Origin of the sequence: Paenibacillus sp. NPDC056722, assembly GCF_042790635.1 — a bacterium.
In the GTDB taxonomy this organism is placed as follows: domain Bacteria; phylum Bacillota; class Bacilli; order Paenibacillales; family Paenibacillaceae; genus Paenibacillus_AQ; species Paenibacillus_AQ agri.
Window position 1 is genome coordinate 40,114 of the sequence record NZ_JBHTYV010000016.1, and the last position, 14,927, is coordinate 55,040.

General features: G+C 45.2%; 15 protein-coding genes. 4 read left to right on the forward strand and 11 right to left on the reverse strand.

What is annotated here, in order from left to right:
• Positions 1-2: 2 nt before the first annotated feature.
• The 6 genes from ACFRAM_RS25665 to ACFRAM_RS25690 form a co-directional block, all read right to left on the reverse strand.
• Complete coding sequence (locus ACFRAM_RS25665) at positions 3-974, reverse strand: alpha/beta hydrolase (protein WP_379469461.1); 972 nt, start codon at positions 972-974, stop codon at positions 3-5.
• A gap of 139 nt (positions 975-1,113) precedes the next feature.
• A complete protein-coding gene (locus ACFRAM_RS25670; RefSeq protein ID WP_379469463.1) occupies positions 1,114-1,398 on the reverse strand; it encodes a CD3324 family protein in 285 nt (94 codons plus the stop codon).
• 806 nt (positions 1,399-2,204) lie between these two features.
• On the reverse strand, positions 2,205-2,891 hold the full coding sequence (locus ACFRAM_RS25675) for a hypothetical protein (protein ID WP_379469465.1): 687 nt from the start codon (positions 2,889-2,891) through the stop codon (positions 2,205-2,207).
• Positions 2,892-3,001: 110 nt separating this feature from the next.
• The gene (locus ACFRAM_RS25680; RefSeq protein WP_379469467.1) at positions 3,002-3,970 is read right to left on the reverse strand and encodes an ABC transporter substrate-binding protein; all 969 of its coding nucleotides are present in this window, start codon (positions 3,968-3,970) and stop codon (positions 3,002-3,004) included.
• A 35-nt stretch (positions 3,971-4,005) separates the two neighbouring features.
• Complete coding sequence (locus ACFRAM_RS25685; RefSeq protein ID WP_379469469.1) at positions 4,006-5,217, reverse strand: alpha/beta hydrolase family protein; 1,212 nt, start codon at positions 5,215-5,217, stop codon at positions 4,006-4,008.
• A 170-nt stretch (positions 5,218-5,387) separates the two neighbouring features.
• A complete protein-coding gene (locus tag ACFRAM_RS25690) occupies positions 5,388-6,968 on the reverse strand; it encodes a helix-turn-helix domain-containing protein (RefSeq protein WP_379469471.1) in 1,581 nt (526 codons plus the stop codon).
• A 179-nt stretch (positions 6,969-7,147) separates the two neighbouring features.
• Here ACFRAM_RS25690 and ACFRAM_RS25695 point away from each other — a divergent pair, with 179 nt between their 5' ends.
• Together ACFRAM_RS25695 and ACFRAM_RS25700 are read left to right on the forward strand one after the other, a co-directional pair.
• Positions 7,148-7,507 (forward strand): MerR family transcriptional regulator, encoded by a 360-nt coding sequence (locus ACFRAM_RS25695; protein ID WP_379469473.1) that lies wholly within the window; start codon positions 7,148-7,150, stop codon positions 7,505-7,507.
• A 94-nt stretch (positions 7,508-7,601) separates the two neighbouring features.
• Positions 7,602-8,033, forward strand: a complete 432-nt coding sequence (locus ACFRAM_RS25700) for an Rrf2 family transcriptional regulator (protein ID WP_066364652.1) — start codon at positions 7,602-7,604, stop codon at positions 8,031-8,033.
• A 63-nt stretch (positions 8,034-8,096) separates the two neighbouring features.
• On the opposite strand, the gene ACFRAM_RS25705 is transcribed toward ACFRAM_RS25700, so the two are convergent.
• Positions 8,097-8,459 (reverse strand): VOC family protein, encoded by a 363-nt coding sequence (locus ACFRAM_RS25705; RefSeq protein ID WP_379469475.1) that lies wholly within the window; start codon positions 8,457-8,459, stop codon positions 8,097-8,099.
• 193 nt (positions 8,460-8,652) lie between these two features.
• Between ACFRAM_RS25705 and ACFRAM_RS25710 the strand changes: the two genes are divergently transcribed.
• Positions 8,653-9,408 carry a Nif3-like dinuclear metal center hexameric protein gene (locus tag ACFRAM_RS25710; protein ID WP_379469477.1) on the forward strand — a complete coding sequence of 252 codons (756 nt, stop codon included), beginning with the start codon at positions 8,653-8,655 and terminating at the stop codon, positions 9,406-9,408.
• Positions 9,409-9,510: 102 nt separating this feature from the next.
• Here the strand turns inward: ACFRAM_RS25710 and ACFRAM_RS25715 are convergent, their stop codons facing one another.
• The 3 genes from ACFRAM_RS25715 to ACFRAM_RS25725 form a co-directional block, all read right to left on the reverse strand.
• The gene (locus ACFRAM_RS25715) at positions 9,511-10,662 is read right to left on the reverse strand and encodes a stalk domain-containing protein (RefSeq protein WP_379469479.1); all 1,152 of its coding nucleotides are present in this window, start codon (positions 10,660-10,662) and stop codon (positions 9,511-9,513) included.
• Positions 10,663-10,843: 181 nt separating this feature from the next.
• Positions 10,844-11,776, reverse strand: a complete 933-nt coding sequence (locus tag ACFRAM_RS25720) for a DMT family transporter (protein WP_379469658.1) — start codon at positions 11,774-11,776, stop codon at positions 10,844-10,846.
• Positions 11,776-12,636 (reverse strand): AraC family transcriptional regulator, encoded by an 861-nt coding sequence (locus ACFRAM_RS25725; RefSeq protein WP_379469660.1) that lies wholly within the window; start codon positions 12,634-12,636, stop codon positions 11,776-11,778. Before ACFRAM_RS25725 ends, ACFRAM_RS25720 begins: the two co-directional genes overlap by 1 nt.
• Positions 12,637-12,771: 135 nt before the next feature.
• On the opposite strand from ACFRAM_RS25725, the gene ACFRAM_RS25730 reads away from it, so the two are divergent.
• The gene (locus tag ACFRAM_RS25730; protein WP_379469481.1) at positions 12,772-13,977 is read left to right on the forward strand and encodes a DNA glycosylase AlkZ-like family protein; all 1,206 of its coding nucleotides are present in this window, start codon (positions 12,772-12,774) and stop codon (positions 13,975-13,977) included.
• 159 nt (positions 13,978-14,136) lie between these two features.
• Here ACFRAM_RS25730 and ACFRAM_RS25735 read toward each other — a convergent pair whose 3' ends face one another.
• Positions 14,137-14,844 (reverse strand): HD domain-containing protein, encoded by a 708-nt coding sequence (locus ACFRAM_RS25735; RefSeq protein WP_379469662.1) that lies wholly within the window; start codon positions 14,842-14,844, stop codon positions 14,137-14,139.
• Between the last annotated feature and the right edge of the window lie 83 nt (positions 14,845-14,927).

Sequence of the window (14,927 nt, forward strand, 5' to 3'; positions counted from 1 at the left end):
GATTAAAGCAAATCCAGAGCCTTCAGCAAAGCATGCTCACTCGATTTCGCACCTTCCTGAGAATAGTGAGCATTCGGAAACATTGGCGACAGATGGTGGTAGCCCGGATAGACATGCAGTTCCACCACAACACCATCATGAATCAGTTGTTTCGCGAATAGCAAAGCCTCGTCAACGAATAAATCAATGCTGCCGATTGTAATAAAAGTAGATGGCAACCCAGCAAGTGATTTTGCACGTGCAGGCACGTAATATTCACTTACGCCTTCCTGACCTGGTTCATGGCCTAATACAGATTTCCAGCCAAAATAATTACTTGCTTTATTCCAAACAAATTCTCCGGCATAAGGATGATCTGGTGCAACACTCGTACGGTCATCCAACATCGGATTACGCAATCTCAAATGATGAATCTCAAATTCCTTCTGATCCCGAATGTATAAAGCCACACCAGCCGCCAAACCTGCGCCAGCACTTGAGCCTGCAACGGCAACTTTCTTAGCGTCGATTCCCAGTTCTTCCGCGTGTTCAACACACCATTTTAGGCCCGAATAGATATCCTCTAGCTGGCTTGGCTGAACATGCTCAGGTCCCAGGCGGTAATACACAGACACACAGCAAAAACCATGCTGCACAGCAAGGGCGGCATTCCCCATGCGGTCACCGACCGGACTTCCCATAACCATCCCGCCGCCGTGAAGAGAATAATATAAAGGCATCTTTTCATACTTTGGCTGCGTAGGCTTAATAATCTCTATACGTACTTCCGGCCCGCCAAAATAACTGGGTACCGTTCTTTCTTCAAAGGTAACCGGGAACTTTTCCGTAACATCGATTTGCGGCATCATTTGTGCTTGCTTCATGCGTGATTCTATCAGCACAGACGGAGTAAGATCCGTTGTCGGGAACATATCAAGGGCGCTAACCACTTCTGGGTCCACCAGATGTCTGCTTCTGCTCTGCTCTTCACTCATTGTCAATATATCCTCTCTATGTGTCATTATTCAGACCTGCTGTCTCTATCGTTAGTCTACAGTGTGCCCTCCGGTCTTGAAATGAAAACAATGACTTAGAATCATTTTCGGCATAAAAAAAGACACTGATGAAGGATGTTCACCAGTGCTGTTTCTTACTTTTATGTGAATAGACAATTTTCTTAATCGTTTCGATCGAGAGAAAATGTTCCTCGGCGAGTTGCTCGATACTGCTGCCATTTTTAAAAGCAGCTCGGATCGCGACATTACGCTCATCAAGTAACCGTCTCCCGCCGCTCTTACTTCCCCAATGCTTATACTCCGTTTCCGGCTTAGGAATGTAGAGCGTTTCTCCCTGAACATATTTTTGAATTTCCATAATTAGCTTTTCGGGTAACACTTTTGCTGCATTAATATATTTCATTGTGCCCGCTCCTTATTTTAAAATTTCCAAATAAGGTGCAAAGCCAACATATTAGAAGAGCTTATTTAGCGTTAGCGTTAAAAAAGGTTTTGCCCCATGCAAAGTAACGCTTTTCTAATACAGGCTTTGCATGAGTGGGAGAAGTACCAGACAATCTTACAAGATTCTCCATCTATTAAGCACCCCCTTGTCGCTAATCATTATATCATAGTTTCAAGTATGGCTGTCACGAACAGCACTGCGAGGACAATTGTCTTTATCACGTATATCTTCATCAACGTTGGCTTAAAAAAGTATCAATGTGTAATTAACGGCATTTTTGTACCTTAAATCCCCTGCAGTTACGGGTTAGTGGCGATTAGGTGCATTATTGTACCTTAATTCTTCCAGAATACCTCGTCCAGCGTGCTTTTTCGAAAATTAAGACACAATAATGCCCTTATTTACCTTATTCGCCTATATTGAAGAAAAATAAGGTACAAATATGCCGTTAGTTAGGAGGGGTCCCCTCTTTTTCACTGTTAAAACGACTGGTGAAGGGGAATGTATTGCTTCTAGTGACATCGCTTAATTTGAACAACCATGGATTATAGATGTTGCTGTCGACTGTCTATTCCGGTGCTAGCTTTCCTATGGAAAGCTTCCAGGCGAGCGTTTTGCGCCTACAGTCAGTTCCAAACTTCCCCATTCGCTCATATTCGCTTTTTATTAATCTCTTTTGTTCGGCATATATAATCGCTTCTTTCTGTATAATCTTGAAAAGAAAAAAGGCAACCCTTTTAATAAGGATTGCCTTTACGTTTTGTTTAACCCTGCTGAAGCCAATTCATACGATCTTGCTTGGACAGGCGTGGACAAGTATAGCAGTACGAACGATTAGTACGCTTATATTGTAGGCAGCAGGTATTTTTGATAGCAAGCGTCTTCCCTACTTCGAGCGGATGGTCGATGAACCGGACTTTAGCTTGGAGCGGGTTTTTCGATCGTCCGAAGACCTCAGGGTCAAGTTCATTACACATGAAAGCATCGTCTTCAGCCAGATAGGACAGCAGCGAAGCATTATCCTGTGTAGACAACAATGCTTGCAGCTTTTCCCTGTAGTTCTGTAGAGATGTTGGCAACTGTCCCCATAAAATTCCTAACTGAAGTCCGCTTGCCTCTGATAAACAAAGGAGCAGTGGGCTGACAGTATCCTTATAAAAACGGCTGAACACTTGCTCCCGCCATACAGCCCAATCTACCGTGTGTCTTTCTTCTAGCGCATGATCTAATTGATCCTCCAACAGTTGAAAGGCAATTCGGGTGAAGCCCTGCTCAGGTATGAGATGTACCTGCAAGTTTGTAAGTGTGAGGTTTGGAACGGTATTGTGCACCGAAACGCTATACAACAGCGCAGCAGCCACATCCCCAAACCAGCTTACAAAATAAGCTGCAGCAACTGGAAGCTCTTCTGCCTCAATGAACTCGCCGTAAGCGGTGAGAAAGTGCTGCATGACTGCCTTCTCGGTTAAAGCTTCACCTCCAATAGTACATACAGCCTTCCCCTGCTGTTGAATATGAAGGTTAAAATAGGAGCTCAGTTGACCCCAAATATTCGTGTCCATTATTTAACGAAGATTCTAGTCAGATCATCCAGCATGGAGTTAGCAGCGTTAGGTCCATATCCACCGAACCATGAATCCGAAGACAGGGTGTACACCTGATTGTTCTTAACGGCTTTTAGATTTTTCCAGATGCTTAGATCTTGCAGCTCGTTATAGATACTTTCATTGTCGTTAATGAGCAAAATGTAGTCCGGGTTGATTTGTGGAAGCTTCTCATTGGATAACGACTCAAAACGATTCTCCGGTCCAGTTACCGGATAGACAGCAGGCCGGGTGAAGCCGAAATCATCATACAACCATTTGTAATCCGTATCCCCGTAATAACGAATATCGTTACGAATACGCAGTACCATCAAGGTTTTTCCAGCTACTTTATCGTGAATCTGGTTCACTGCCTCCTGCTTGTGCTTATCATAGTCGGTGATGACTTGCTCAGCCTTGTCTTGAAGGCCAAAAGCTGTAGCCGTTGCGCGGAACGCTGTCTGCCAATCAGGGGCTACATAGCCATTTTCTAGCATGGCCGTAGGCGCTATTTTCGCGTACTCGTCATAGATTTTTTCGCTGTTGGTGTCTGTAATAATCAGATCGGGAGTTATGGATAACAGCTTTTCCAGATTAACCTTTCCTTGATCGCCAATAATCTCAACGTTATTCAGAAAAGGCTTCAGGTACAGCGGAAAATCTTCATTTTGAGACTTAACTGAAGCCGTCGGCGTTAAACCCAGTGCGATCATATGATCCGTTAAATAAGTTACCGTTGTGGCAATATGAGCAGGCTGATGATCAAGTTTATGTTCCCCATTGATATCCTTGTAGGTAAAAGATGTCTCTTGGGCTGTGTCCGGACTGGCAGTCTGTTCTGCAGCAGGTTCAGAAGACTCCTTGCTGCAAGCTGTAGCAATCGCTAGCAGCATCATAATCAGAATTACTACGCTCAATGGGCGCAGCTTTGTATAATGGTTTCTCATGTTTCTTTCCCCTTTTTCATTCTACTTGATGAGTCTTATACAGCTCGATGGTCTCTCATGACACGGGAACTGGTGATCCAGCCTCTGGCATTGGTCAATTGCATATAAAATACTCCGCCTACAATAGGCAAAGAGACATGCGCTTCTCCGTGATCATTACTATTCTCGACCTTGTGCAGAAAAGCCGCCTCCGAACACCAACTGGCGTTCCCCCAGTCCGAGTCATCTTCACACCAGTACAGCACGGCTTTAGTCACCTCAAGCGGCGATTGAAAAAGCACCTGTACCTGCTCCCCATGCTGCTCTGCGCGAAGAATGCGGATTAAGGCAGGACTGTCTCTTGTAATACTGTCTGCAAAAGCATAGCTCTCTTCACAGGACCATGCTGCCGGATAGGTATGAGGCAGTCCATGCTGAATACTTAATCGGCTATGCAGCCGCGCATCCTCATAGTGATGTTCATGCTGTTCGTAGGACTTCACAAAGATCGACAACGGAAAATGCGAATCCTGGCTGCCGTTGAGCCACAGCATAGGTATCTTGCTTTGGTGCAGATAAGAAGACGGGTCCCACAGACTCAGAAGGTGCTCTGCTGTAGCAGGCGGCATCTTAGCAAATCCAAGACCGTAGAGAGTACCTGGCTCATAAAGATAGCCACATCCATATACAGGCATGGCAAAAGAAAGCCTGCGATCCAAACCAGACACCAGACTTGTAATAATGCCTCCCCATGAGATTCCTGTAATCCCAATTCGGTCTACATCCACACCAGGTAGCGCGCGAAGGATAGTGTGTGCTGATAACACAGCGGCTACAGCGTGATACATCCATTGATCCTGCAATTCTTCACCATAATCTGCGAACACTCCCTGCTTGATGGGGCCGCTCCAAGGATGTGCGGAGAAGTGTGACTGGGATGGGTCCATACTAAGATGATCATGGCTTCTACTGCTGATGTTGTTATAGCTTTCAAAAGGGAGCTGTCCCTCAAGATCCATCGCAATTGCGGCGTAACCCCGGTCATTCCATTGCTTCACCCAATGGGAAAATGCGCTCCCTGCACCGCCATGAACCAAAATGATCCCAGGGACCTGCTTAGAGATCTCATCTTGCTTATGTTCTTCGATCTTAGGCATTCCATAGTAGGCAAATACTCGTGTTTCCTTTCCCTTATATGGAACCCCTTGATAAAATACGGCATGAATTCCGGTCTCCTCATCTTCAAAAACCGGATATAGGGCAGGCAATTGGAATAATGACTCCAGATCCCAGGGGATGTGAGTAAAAATAAAAAACCTCCCCCTCCATAATCATGAGAATGATTTTCTTTCTCAACAAACAATAACACTGAACCCTTCTCATTAACATGGATTATGGGGAGATGCAATTTGGATTTTTGTTACCTTTGGAAGTGAAATTAGCGTCTGCTCAACAGCTCAGCAAAATAAGATAAAGCCCGGTCATGAGACCAAGCAGAATACTCCAGAAGTTTCTCTGTGCCAATATCAAAGATTCTGTTATTTTTCGCTGCCGTCAGATTTTGCAACAGCTTGCTTCTCTGCAATGTCCGCCACTCTAGTGCTGCCTTGGGGGATGGATCAACCATAATAACAAGGGCATCGGCGTCATAGGCCGGAAGATCTTTTCGAGTCACAATTTCATACACATCAACTTCCTCTAATGAATGCGTAGCCGTAAGCTGAAAATCGCCATAGAGCACCGAACCTGCATTCCGACCCCCATAGACCCGGTATTCATTATCCATGATCCGCCAAATATTAAGCGTTGCGCTGCCCAGACTCCCGCGTACCTTGCGCCGGACAATTTCTGCTTTGCGATCATACTCTGACAGCCATTGCTGTCCTTCTCGTCCTAGGTCGGCAGCTTCAGCGATGAGCGTCAATTGTTCACGCCAATTCGCAGTAAGCCAAGGAACAGTGACGGTCGGGGCGATTTGCGCCAATTCATGATGGGCCTGAGCATCCAAAAAATCGGTACAGAAAATAAGCTCCGGGTTCGCATCTTGCAGCATGGCTACATTTTCTCCCCACATCTGTCCTATACCCTGTTCATCCGAATGCAAGCGAAGCATCCTGGCATCCGGCTTGTGATTCGGATAGAATGCAGCAGCTCTAGGCAGTAACTGCAAGGCAAGCAGACTTCCAAAGATCGGTTCGGATACACTGGCAATGTTTCTCCTCCGGCTATTTACATAGGTCAAGGGAGACATTCCGGTCTGCTGCTTGAAGCGCCGGCTAAAATAAAATTCATCGTCAAATCCCACTCGGGAGGCTGTATCCCTAACCCCGCTCCCCGATAGCAACAGTCCCTTAGCCTTGGCCATGCGCAAATCCATAACAAATGCTGACGGTGATTGCCCCATTAGCTGCTGAAAGGCTCGTGAGAAATAGCCCGGGCTAAGGCCGGCTAACTGCGCAAGCTCGGTTCGATTCAACTCCTGATCAATATGCTCCCTGATATAGTTAGATACACGTGCAATCGCCTCAGCCAACGTTTCCTCAGTAGAAGGCCTGGCTGTTGAGGATTGTAGCAAAGCCATCAGCTGATAAAAATCAGCCTGTCCCCTGTACCGGCTTGGCCGCTCAGCTAGCTGTACCTGGTGTAATCTGTCACAAAGGCCTGCCAGCATTTGAGGATTCTCACAGCGCAGCCACTCATACCGAACAAGATTATGTTTTGCTAAAAGATTCTGTTCCTGCAGCACATAAGTATCAAATTGAATTCGCCAGCCTTTAAAGGGCTCTTGTTCATCTGCTATAATCTTTGACTCTTGCCCTGGGGGTAGTATGCAGATTTCTCCAGGGGCTAGTGAACAAGCTTCACTCCCCCACTCCACCGCTGCTCGGCCGTTCAAGCAAATCAGCATTGTATGTGAATCCATGCTGGCGTAGAAACCCTCACCATTCATCACAATCTCAATCGCTTGTATCCCATTAAAGGTCAATATATCTGTAAAGACGTCCTCAAGTCTATTCATTGAAATTCCCCCTACTCAACGTCTTAGCTCCCGGTTTATTTTATTTGACTATACCCGTTCTCTACATGAATGGAAAAGGGGGGAAATTGGAATTAGCGACTTTGCTAAAATTATCAGTTGTATTGAAGTTCACTTTAAGAGTTATAATAGCCGTAATTCATGTGCGAAGGATGAGAACCATGTATACCATCAAAGAAGTCTCAGAAAAATTCAATTTGGCTTCCCACACGCTGCGATATTATGAAAAAGAAGGCCTGTTGCCGCCTGTTCACCGTATGGACAATGGCAGACGCGTCTACAGCGAGACGGATATACAGCGGATTCAAATGCTGTGCTGCATGCGGGACTCCGGCTTGTCCATTGAAGCGATCAAGCACTACAATGAACTGATCCTTCTTGGGGACGACACTCTTCCGGAAAGACGTGAAATCATTTCTCGGCAAAAAGAGACCGTTCAACAGCACATCGCAGAATATCAGAAATATCTCGACCTATTATCTCAGAAACTGAACTACTACGATGCTTTTTTAGGCAAATAGTGAAAGAAGCTGCTGTAATACAAGATCGAAGTTGACGTTTGAATTGACCAGTTCATTGATTGGAACTATACTGTGTAGCAAAGAAGGTGAGCAGATGAAACAAATTAGCAGTCGATTTTCGATGGCAGTCCATATTCTCTCGATGATTGCGTTAGATCCACTATATAGTACGGGTGATCGAATAGCACGAAGCATTAATAGTAATCCCGTAGTCATTAGACGGATCATGGCCCAGCTCAAAAAAGCAGGGTATATTGAAACAAAACCTGGAGTTGCAGGAGCCTCCCTTCAGGTCACTCCCGAAAGTCTAACCCTTTTAGATATCTTCCGGGCGGTTGAATCCTTGGAAGGAAATCAGCTGTTCAATTTTCATAAGGACCCTGACCCCAATTGCTCTGTAGGAATGAACATTGAGTCGGTACTTGTACCGCAGCTCTCCCATGCGCAGACGGCAATGGAGCATGAACTAGCTTCCGTTACCCTAGCTCAGATTGTTGAACAATTACGTACCAAAGCAAATGCATAATAAAGCTGCTCCCTATATCCATGGAGCAGCTTTTTTTATCTTTTAAATTTAAATTTGTGTCAGTTAAACAGTAACCGCTGCTGGCTCTACATATTCAATAAAACTGCCATCGGGATGCTGTACAAAAATGCTTGGACCAATAGGACCGTGCTGATCTCTTATGATGAGGGTATTTTGCTGCTTTAATTCATTCTTCAATTCGTCCATGGAATCCACGTACACTACAGCACGCAGGGATCTGGCAGGCTCCAAAGCCTCTGGACTTCCGGATACGATAACGTAAGGATATACAGTGGCTAGAGATAAGCCTGCCTCAGGAATATCCCACCTCCGATCCATAGACTGGTTAGCAAGAGATTCATAATAAGCGACGGTTGTATCCAGTTGATCCGTAAACACGGGTATGAAATGATCTGTAATTTTCATAATAGCCTCCTAAATATTAATATCACCTATAACCATAACAGTTATAACTAATATGGTTATATTATAAATTGTTAATCTTGTCAAACGTCTTTCTAGATAAAAACAAGAAATTAAAAACAATAACTTACATAAAAGGGTTATGCAAACATGCCATCGAATAAGAATCGGAGGCAACTTCAAGGGGGGAATTAAGATGAATCTAACTGATTTCAATGATTTCATTAAAAGCACCTTTGGCAACTTGCTTGAACAATTCAAAGAAAATGATGAGTATGGCTATAATAATCCACGATCACAGGACATTATTGTGGTTGGGTTTACAACGAATTTAACTCCAGACGTGATTCTCAAAGCAGTCGATCACAAGGTTCAGTTCATTATTACACACCATGACGCCTGGGATTTTCTATACGAAGTCAAAGAGCAATGTGTGAAAGAGCTTATCGAAAATGAGATTTCACATTTTTATATCCATCTCCCATTGGATTGTGCAGAATTTGGTACCTGCAACTCGCTTTTGCAAGAAATCGGGATATCAAAAATAACTCAGCAGACACACTATGAGGACAACCACGAAATCATTGGTATTGGTGAGTATAACGAGCCTATAGCTTTTGAGGAACTAGTGGATAGAATTTCAACCGCATTAGGTGAAGATGTGAAGGCATGGAAAAACTCCAATACAACGATAAAGAAAGTCGGAGTGGTCACTGGCGCTGGAAATTCCACAGATCTAATCAGGCAAGCCAAAGAAGCGGAATGCGATGTGTATATCACGGGTGAGAAATCATTGTACTCTGTTCAATACGCGAAATTCGCTGGCATTAATCTCATCGTTGGAAGTCACACATTCACAGAGATCTTTGGTGTTAACTCTCTTGTGAAGAGGCTGAAAGCAGCTTTTAACGAGATTGAGACCATCTATCTTGAAGAGGAACATATGGAGTAAATCCAAGATATGAGTCTTATTAAAAAAGCCCATAGACCAGACAAATCTTTAGAGAAATGTGTTGAGCCTATGGGTACCTTTTTTATAAGTCTCTAATTAAGCTTATTTTTGGGATGTAGCATTGACCTGAATATCATCAAAGTACAGTGTGGTTAAGCCTTCAAAACCAGAGTCTGCGCCGATTAGAACATACATCACTCCCTCGGCATTTGTCTTCACCTTGGCGTTGTAAAAAAAATTGACTCGCTGATAGCCTGGCTTGTCCGATTCCGGCTTCGCGGCATTGCCGATCACCTTGATCTCCTTGCCGCCCGTCCCTTGGCTACCGGTATCTACATTCATTCGATAATACTTCCCTCCGGCAGATTCTGTTGGGACTGATAACGGTTCATTCGTAAGAATGCCGGCTTTGATGAAGAGCGATTCCGCTGGCGAACCGCCAATGCCAATTGATCCTCCAGCCGCATCCGTATACATAGCAAAGTTAAGTTTTACATCATAAGTGGTATTCGGCTTAAATCCTCCGATCCCCCGAGAGAGGAACATAAACAAATCGTCGCTGCGGTTATGCCCGGAAAGCTGGAGGCCATAGTTTGTCTTGTTGTTTTGTAGTGGTAGAAGCTCACGGTTATATTTCAATTCATAGATGGTTTTATCATAATTAACCGGTAGATCCGCGAACCCGCCTTTCCATCCCTCGGTATCTTTATTGAATAAAAAGCTAAATTGTTTGGGCTCCTGAACCGCTTCCTTGCGCGCGATCGTCAAGGTATGCGTCCCGGCATCCCAGGTCAAGTTAGCATTCAAGAGAGTGGACAACGACCTGGCAGGGACAAACCATACCCCTTTTACCTGACGGATCTGTTCAGGCAGCTTCACACGTTCTCCCTTGGTATTGATTGCATAATCCGAGAACCTTGTAAATTGAACGGTGCCCAGGCTAGGCCCCGATAATTCGAGTGTTCCCTTCTTCGGATTCCAGTTCACCGTGCATCCCAATGATTCGGCTGCGGCCCGAAGCGGGATCATCGATGTGCCTTTTACCACGAACGGGGCAGCGTTCAGACGATGCTTCCCTTGGCCGTTAACATAGACGGGATTATTCTGCTTGAATATCACAGTCTCGGAAGTCATTGTCGTTGTCACTGCGCTCTTCACTGGTGAGGCCGCTTCCGCATGCAATTGTGAGTTGTTGTTTAAGGATAAGGCTGTTGCCAAAATAATGCCGGATAAGAGAATCTTCTTCTTGTTCATAGGTCTGCACCTTTCTTTGCGGGTATAGCAGGTAGACGCAGGGTGCAAGAAAAAGGTTGCAGTGGGGTTCACCAGTATCGTTATTCCGTGTCACCAGATTTTGACCACCTACGCGAAAGGATGCGTATTAGCGAACACTTAAATAGCCTGACTGTTGGTATACAGCGCTGTGTCCATTTTTCTATAATTTCCCTTGCTCTGTGACAGAATCCGTTACATGCCTGCGCTTACGAAGGAATCTTTGTTCAGACACGATTAAACCTACCAAGGTTAGCGCAATACCCACGATACCAACACCTGTAATCCTTTCATGCAACAACAAATAAGCTGCTATTACAGTAACTACAGGGGTCAAATAAAAGTATACGCTGGTCTTGATCGCTCCCAGAATGCCAACACTCCAGTTCCAGCTAACATAACACAAGGCTGAAGCACCCAAACCAAGGAACAGAAAATTCCACAAGTGAGACCCTGTCCCAAACCGAGCCAGATCCAGTCGAAAATCGCTAATCAAGGTTACAGGCAGCATAAAAATCAGACCGTAGAAGAAGACTCTCCGGGTCATGCCAATTGAAGGGTATTGAAACTGATTGATCTTGCGCAGAAGAATGGAATACAAAGCCCAGCTAATGCATGCAAGAACAGCAAGCAAATCCCCTAGCGGATTTAATTGAAGCTTCGAGCTGCCACTCCAGGAAATAAGCGCAATCCCAATCATCGCAATCAGGAACCCTACAAAAAAACGGAAATGTAACTTCTCATCCTTCAGGATAAAGTGCGCAGCCACCGCTGTAAAAAAAGGAGCTACGGTGACGATGACGCCTACATTGGAGGCATACGTATAGGTTAGAGCAATATTTTCCAAGAGGAAGTATAAGGTCACACCGCATAGCCCGGCTGCTGCAAACAATAGTTCCTCCGCTCTCTTCTGAAACGGAATCAGTCTTGGATGAACGATCCACAATGCAACATAACCAATCAGAAACCGGGTAAACAAGATCTCCATGGGACTAAAATCGCTCAAAAGTACCTTGGACGAAATGAAGGTAGTTCCCCAAAACAATATGGTGACCAGTGTTGCGATATGTGCAGCCGTCCGGTGACGAGAATTCATCATTGGCGCTCACCCGAAACCGGGGTTTCTGTTACCGTTTCCTGCTGATAGATGCGCATGTACTGCCGGGGTGTCAATCCTATCATCCGTTTGAAAAAATGGGTGAGATGACTTTGATCGCTAAAGCCAGTCAGGTGTGCTGCATCAACAGGAGCCACTCCCAGCTCCAATAACTTCTTGGCATTGCCAATTCGGATCGTCTCCAAATAGTTGTAAGGAGAAAGCCCTTTATGCCGGGTAAATGAACGCAGAAAATGATACTTGCTGAGTCCGGCCAAATCGCTCAATTGCGACAATGTAATTTTAGACGCATAGTTGGCTTCCATATAATCACACACGACCTCAAATTCAGAAGGCCCCTTCTTTCCAGTCTGTTCATGCTCCTCCGGCGAATTCGAATAATCTTGCAGCAATTGGACAATAAAAAAGAAGAACCATTCCTCTTTTATAAAATCAGGCTCGCCCTTAAGGATCATTTCATGCAATTCTCGCAAAGCTGGCGCTAACTCGCTGCCGGAAAGTACATTCTGTGTGAATGAAGGTAAAAACGCACGGCCCGCAATATCGTTCATAATGCTCATCATACGATCCGGCTTGATATTGATGCTGCGGTAATCTAACGGCTTACCATCCACTTCCTCACAGGAATGAACATCACCAGGATTAAAGATCAGGAGATCACCAGGCTGAATGCTATACTCTATATTGTTGCACAGCATACGGCGCGGACTGTTCTCTATATATCCGAATACATAATGGTCATGAAAATGATTGGGGAAGCTGTGCATCACGCCTTGAAACCGGTATGCTTCCACTTGCAGTTCTGTGTCATAACATGCTGTTCTTAATTCACCTGGCACTGGCATTACAACTCCTCCTTTAACATTCTTCATAACTATATCAACTGCGATGACAAAAAGATTGCATGATATTGCTCTAGTTCACACTGTAAACAAGAACTGACGTTTGGTATAGTGGAGTTGTAATCATTCCTCATGAAGAAAGCAGGGATTATTATTACACTGTCATCCTTTTCAAAAGCAGATATCAGAAAATACTTAATTACCTATCATCATTTAAGTGACGATTCAGCGCTTCAGAGCATAGATCAAGTTGCTGAGTATATCCGTAAAGTTGGCTGTATTCAATATGATCCGCTTGATGTCGTAGGCCGCAATCCCGATCTGACGCTACAGTCCCGCTGCGCTGCATACCGTAAAGGAGATATAGACCAGTATCTGTATACCGAGCGGGTTTTGTTTGATGTATGGGATAAAAACATGTCTATATGTGAGGTCAGCGATTGGCCTTCTTTTAAACGATTCAGGGAAAGGTATTTGCACTGGTGCCATGAACACCAAGAGACGATTGACGCCATTACCGATTATCTAAGGGAACATGAGACGGCATGCTCCTCTGATTTTGTACTGGAAGAGAGGGTAGATTGGCATTACGGACCGCAGAGGCTGGCCAAGGCCGCACTAGAAGCGATGTGCTATGCAGGACTTGCCGTTGTTCATCATAAAAAAGGGACTCGGAGATATTATGGCTTGGCCGATCAATTTATACCCGAGCCCTATTTCAATGCTCCCACCCCTTATACGACAGAGGAAGAATTCTATAAATGGTTTGTCTTGCGGAGAATCAATAGCATCGGAATCTTGTGGAATAGACAAAGCGATGCTTGGCTGGGGATTAACGGACTTAAAAGTCAGGATCGGAACAGGGCATTCGAAGCATTGCTCCATGAGGGGCGCATTATTGAAATCACCGTCGAAGACATAAAACATCCTCTGTATCTTTCGGCTACTAACATAGAGTTATTGGAATCCGCAACAGAGCATGAGCTTAGTGGCAATACGGCCAGAATTCTCGCTCCGCTGGATAATCTAATGTGGGATCGGAAGTTGATCCAGGAATTGTTCGGCTTCGAATATACATGGGAGGTCTACGTTCCTGCCGCTAAGCGCAAATACGGTTATTATATACTCCCTGTGCTGTGCGATCAGCAACTGATTGGCCGAATCGAACTGGAAACGGATAAAAGCAGCAAGACTTTGATAGTGAAGCACTTTTGGCCACAGCCTGAGACGAATATCCTGGACTATCGGGAGCAGTTGCTATCTGGCCTGGAACGCTTTAAACAATACAACCTCTGTGATGTCATTGAAATTAGACCGGACGTACTGTTTCTTAAATAACATTTACTCCCGATTGCCGAGAGGTTAAACAAGCAGGCGGAGCCATTACATAGGGCTTGCGTCAGGCAGAATCCCAGCCGCCCGTATCCGCAAAACCCGCGAAGCGCTCTGGAAGATCAGGGCTGTCGCGGGTTTTTGTGTTTTTAGAATCATGTGGCTTTACTTCAAGGCAGTTACTACAGGGGAGCTAAGTCCCAGTTCGCTCTCGAATTGCTTTAAGAATGCGGTCATCACCTGATGCCGCTGCTCAGCCATCCTTTTTCCGGGCGCCGTATGCATACCATCTGCAAGCTTCAAGAGCTTTTCATAGAAATGAATGTGAACCGAGCCATTGGGAGGAACGTTAGGGTCAAATGCAGACACGGTTGATTTCTGCTCCTCCTCAATCATCGGCAGGCCATGTGCACCTCCGAACATAAAAGTACGGGCAATCCCGACTGCCCCTATGGCTTCCAGCCGATCCGCATCCTGCAAGATTTGCGCATCCAGCGAAAGAACGGCGTTAGTGTTATAGCTCTCATGCAGCGCTATGACATCCAGAATATTATCGAATGCCTTCTCCCCGATCTCTGGAATAATCAACGAGCCAAACTCCCGGCGCAGCTCTGCTATCGCCTCAAGACCGAAATGCAGCTGCCCGGTTAGCTTCTCTTCTTTGCGATAGTAATCATGCATCAGTCCGGCTGCGGCGGCGATATCTACATCGGCATGAAGTTCTTCCGCGATGCTTGCCGAGAGCTCCATGACCCGCACTGCATGCAAAAAATCATGGCCTGTCGTGTCATCACACATCTTGGCAAATACCTTAGCTACGACAGGTCCAATCCATTCCGGCAAAGGCATTGTAATATACGGAAAATTCAACATCCTCACACCTATTCCTCCTAATGTTATCTATATAATTTCAGGAAAATGGTTGCTAGTCAGGGAAATAGAGCCTTTACTATCTG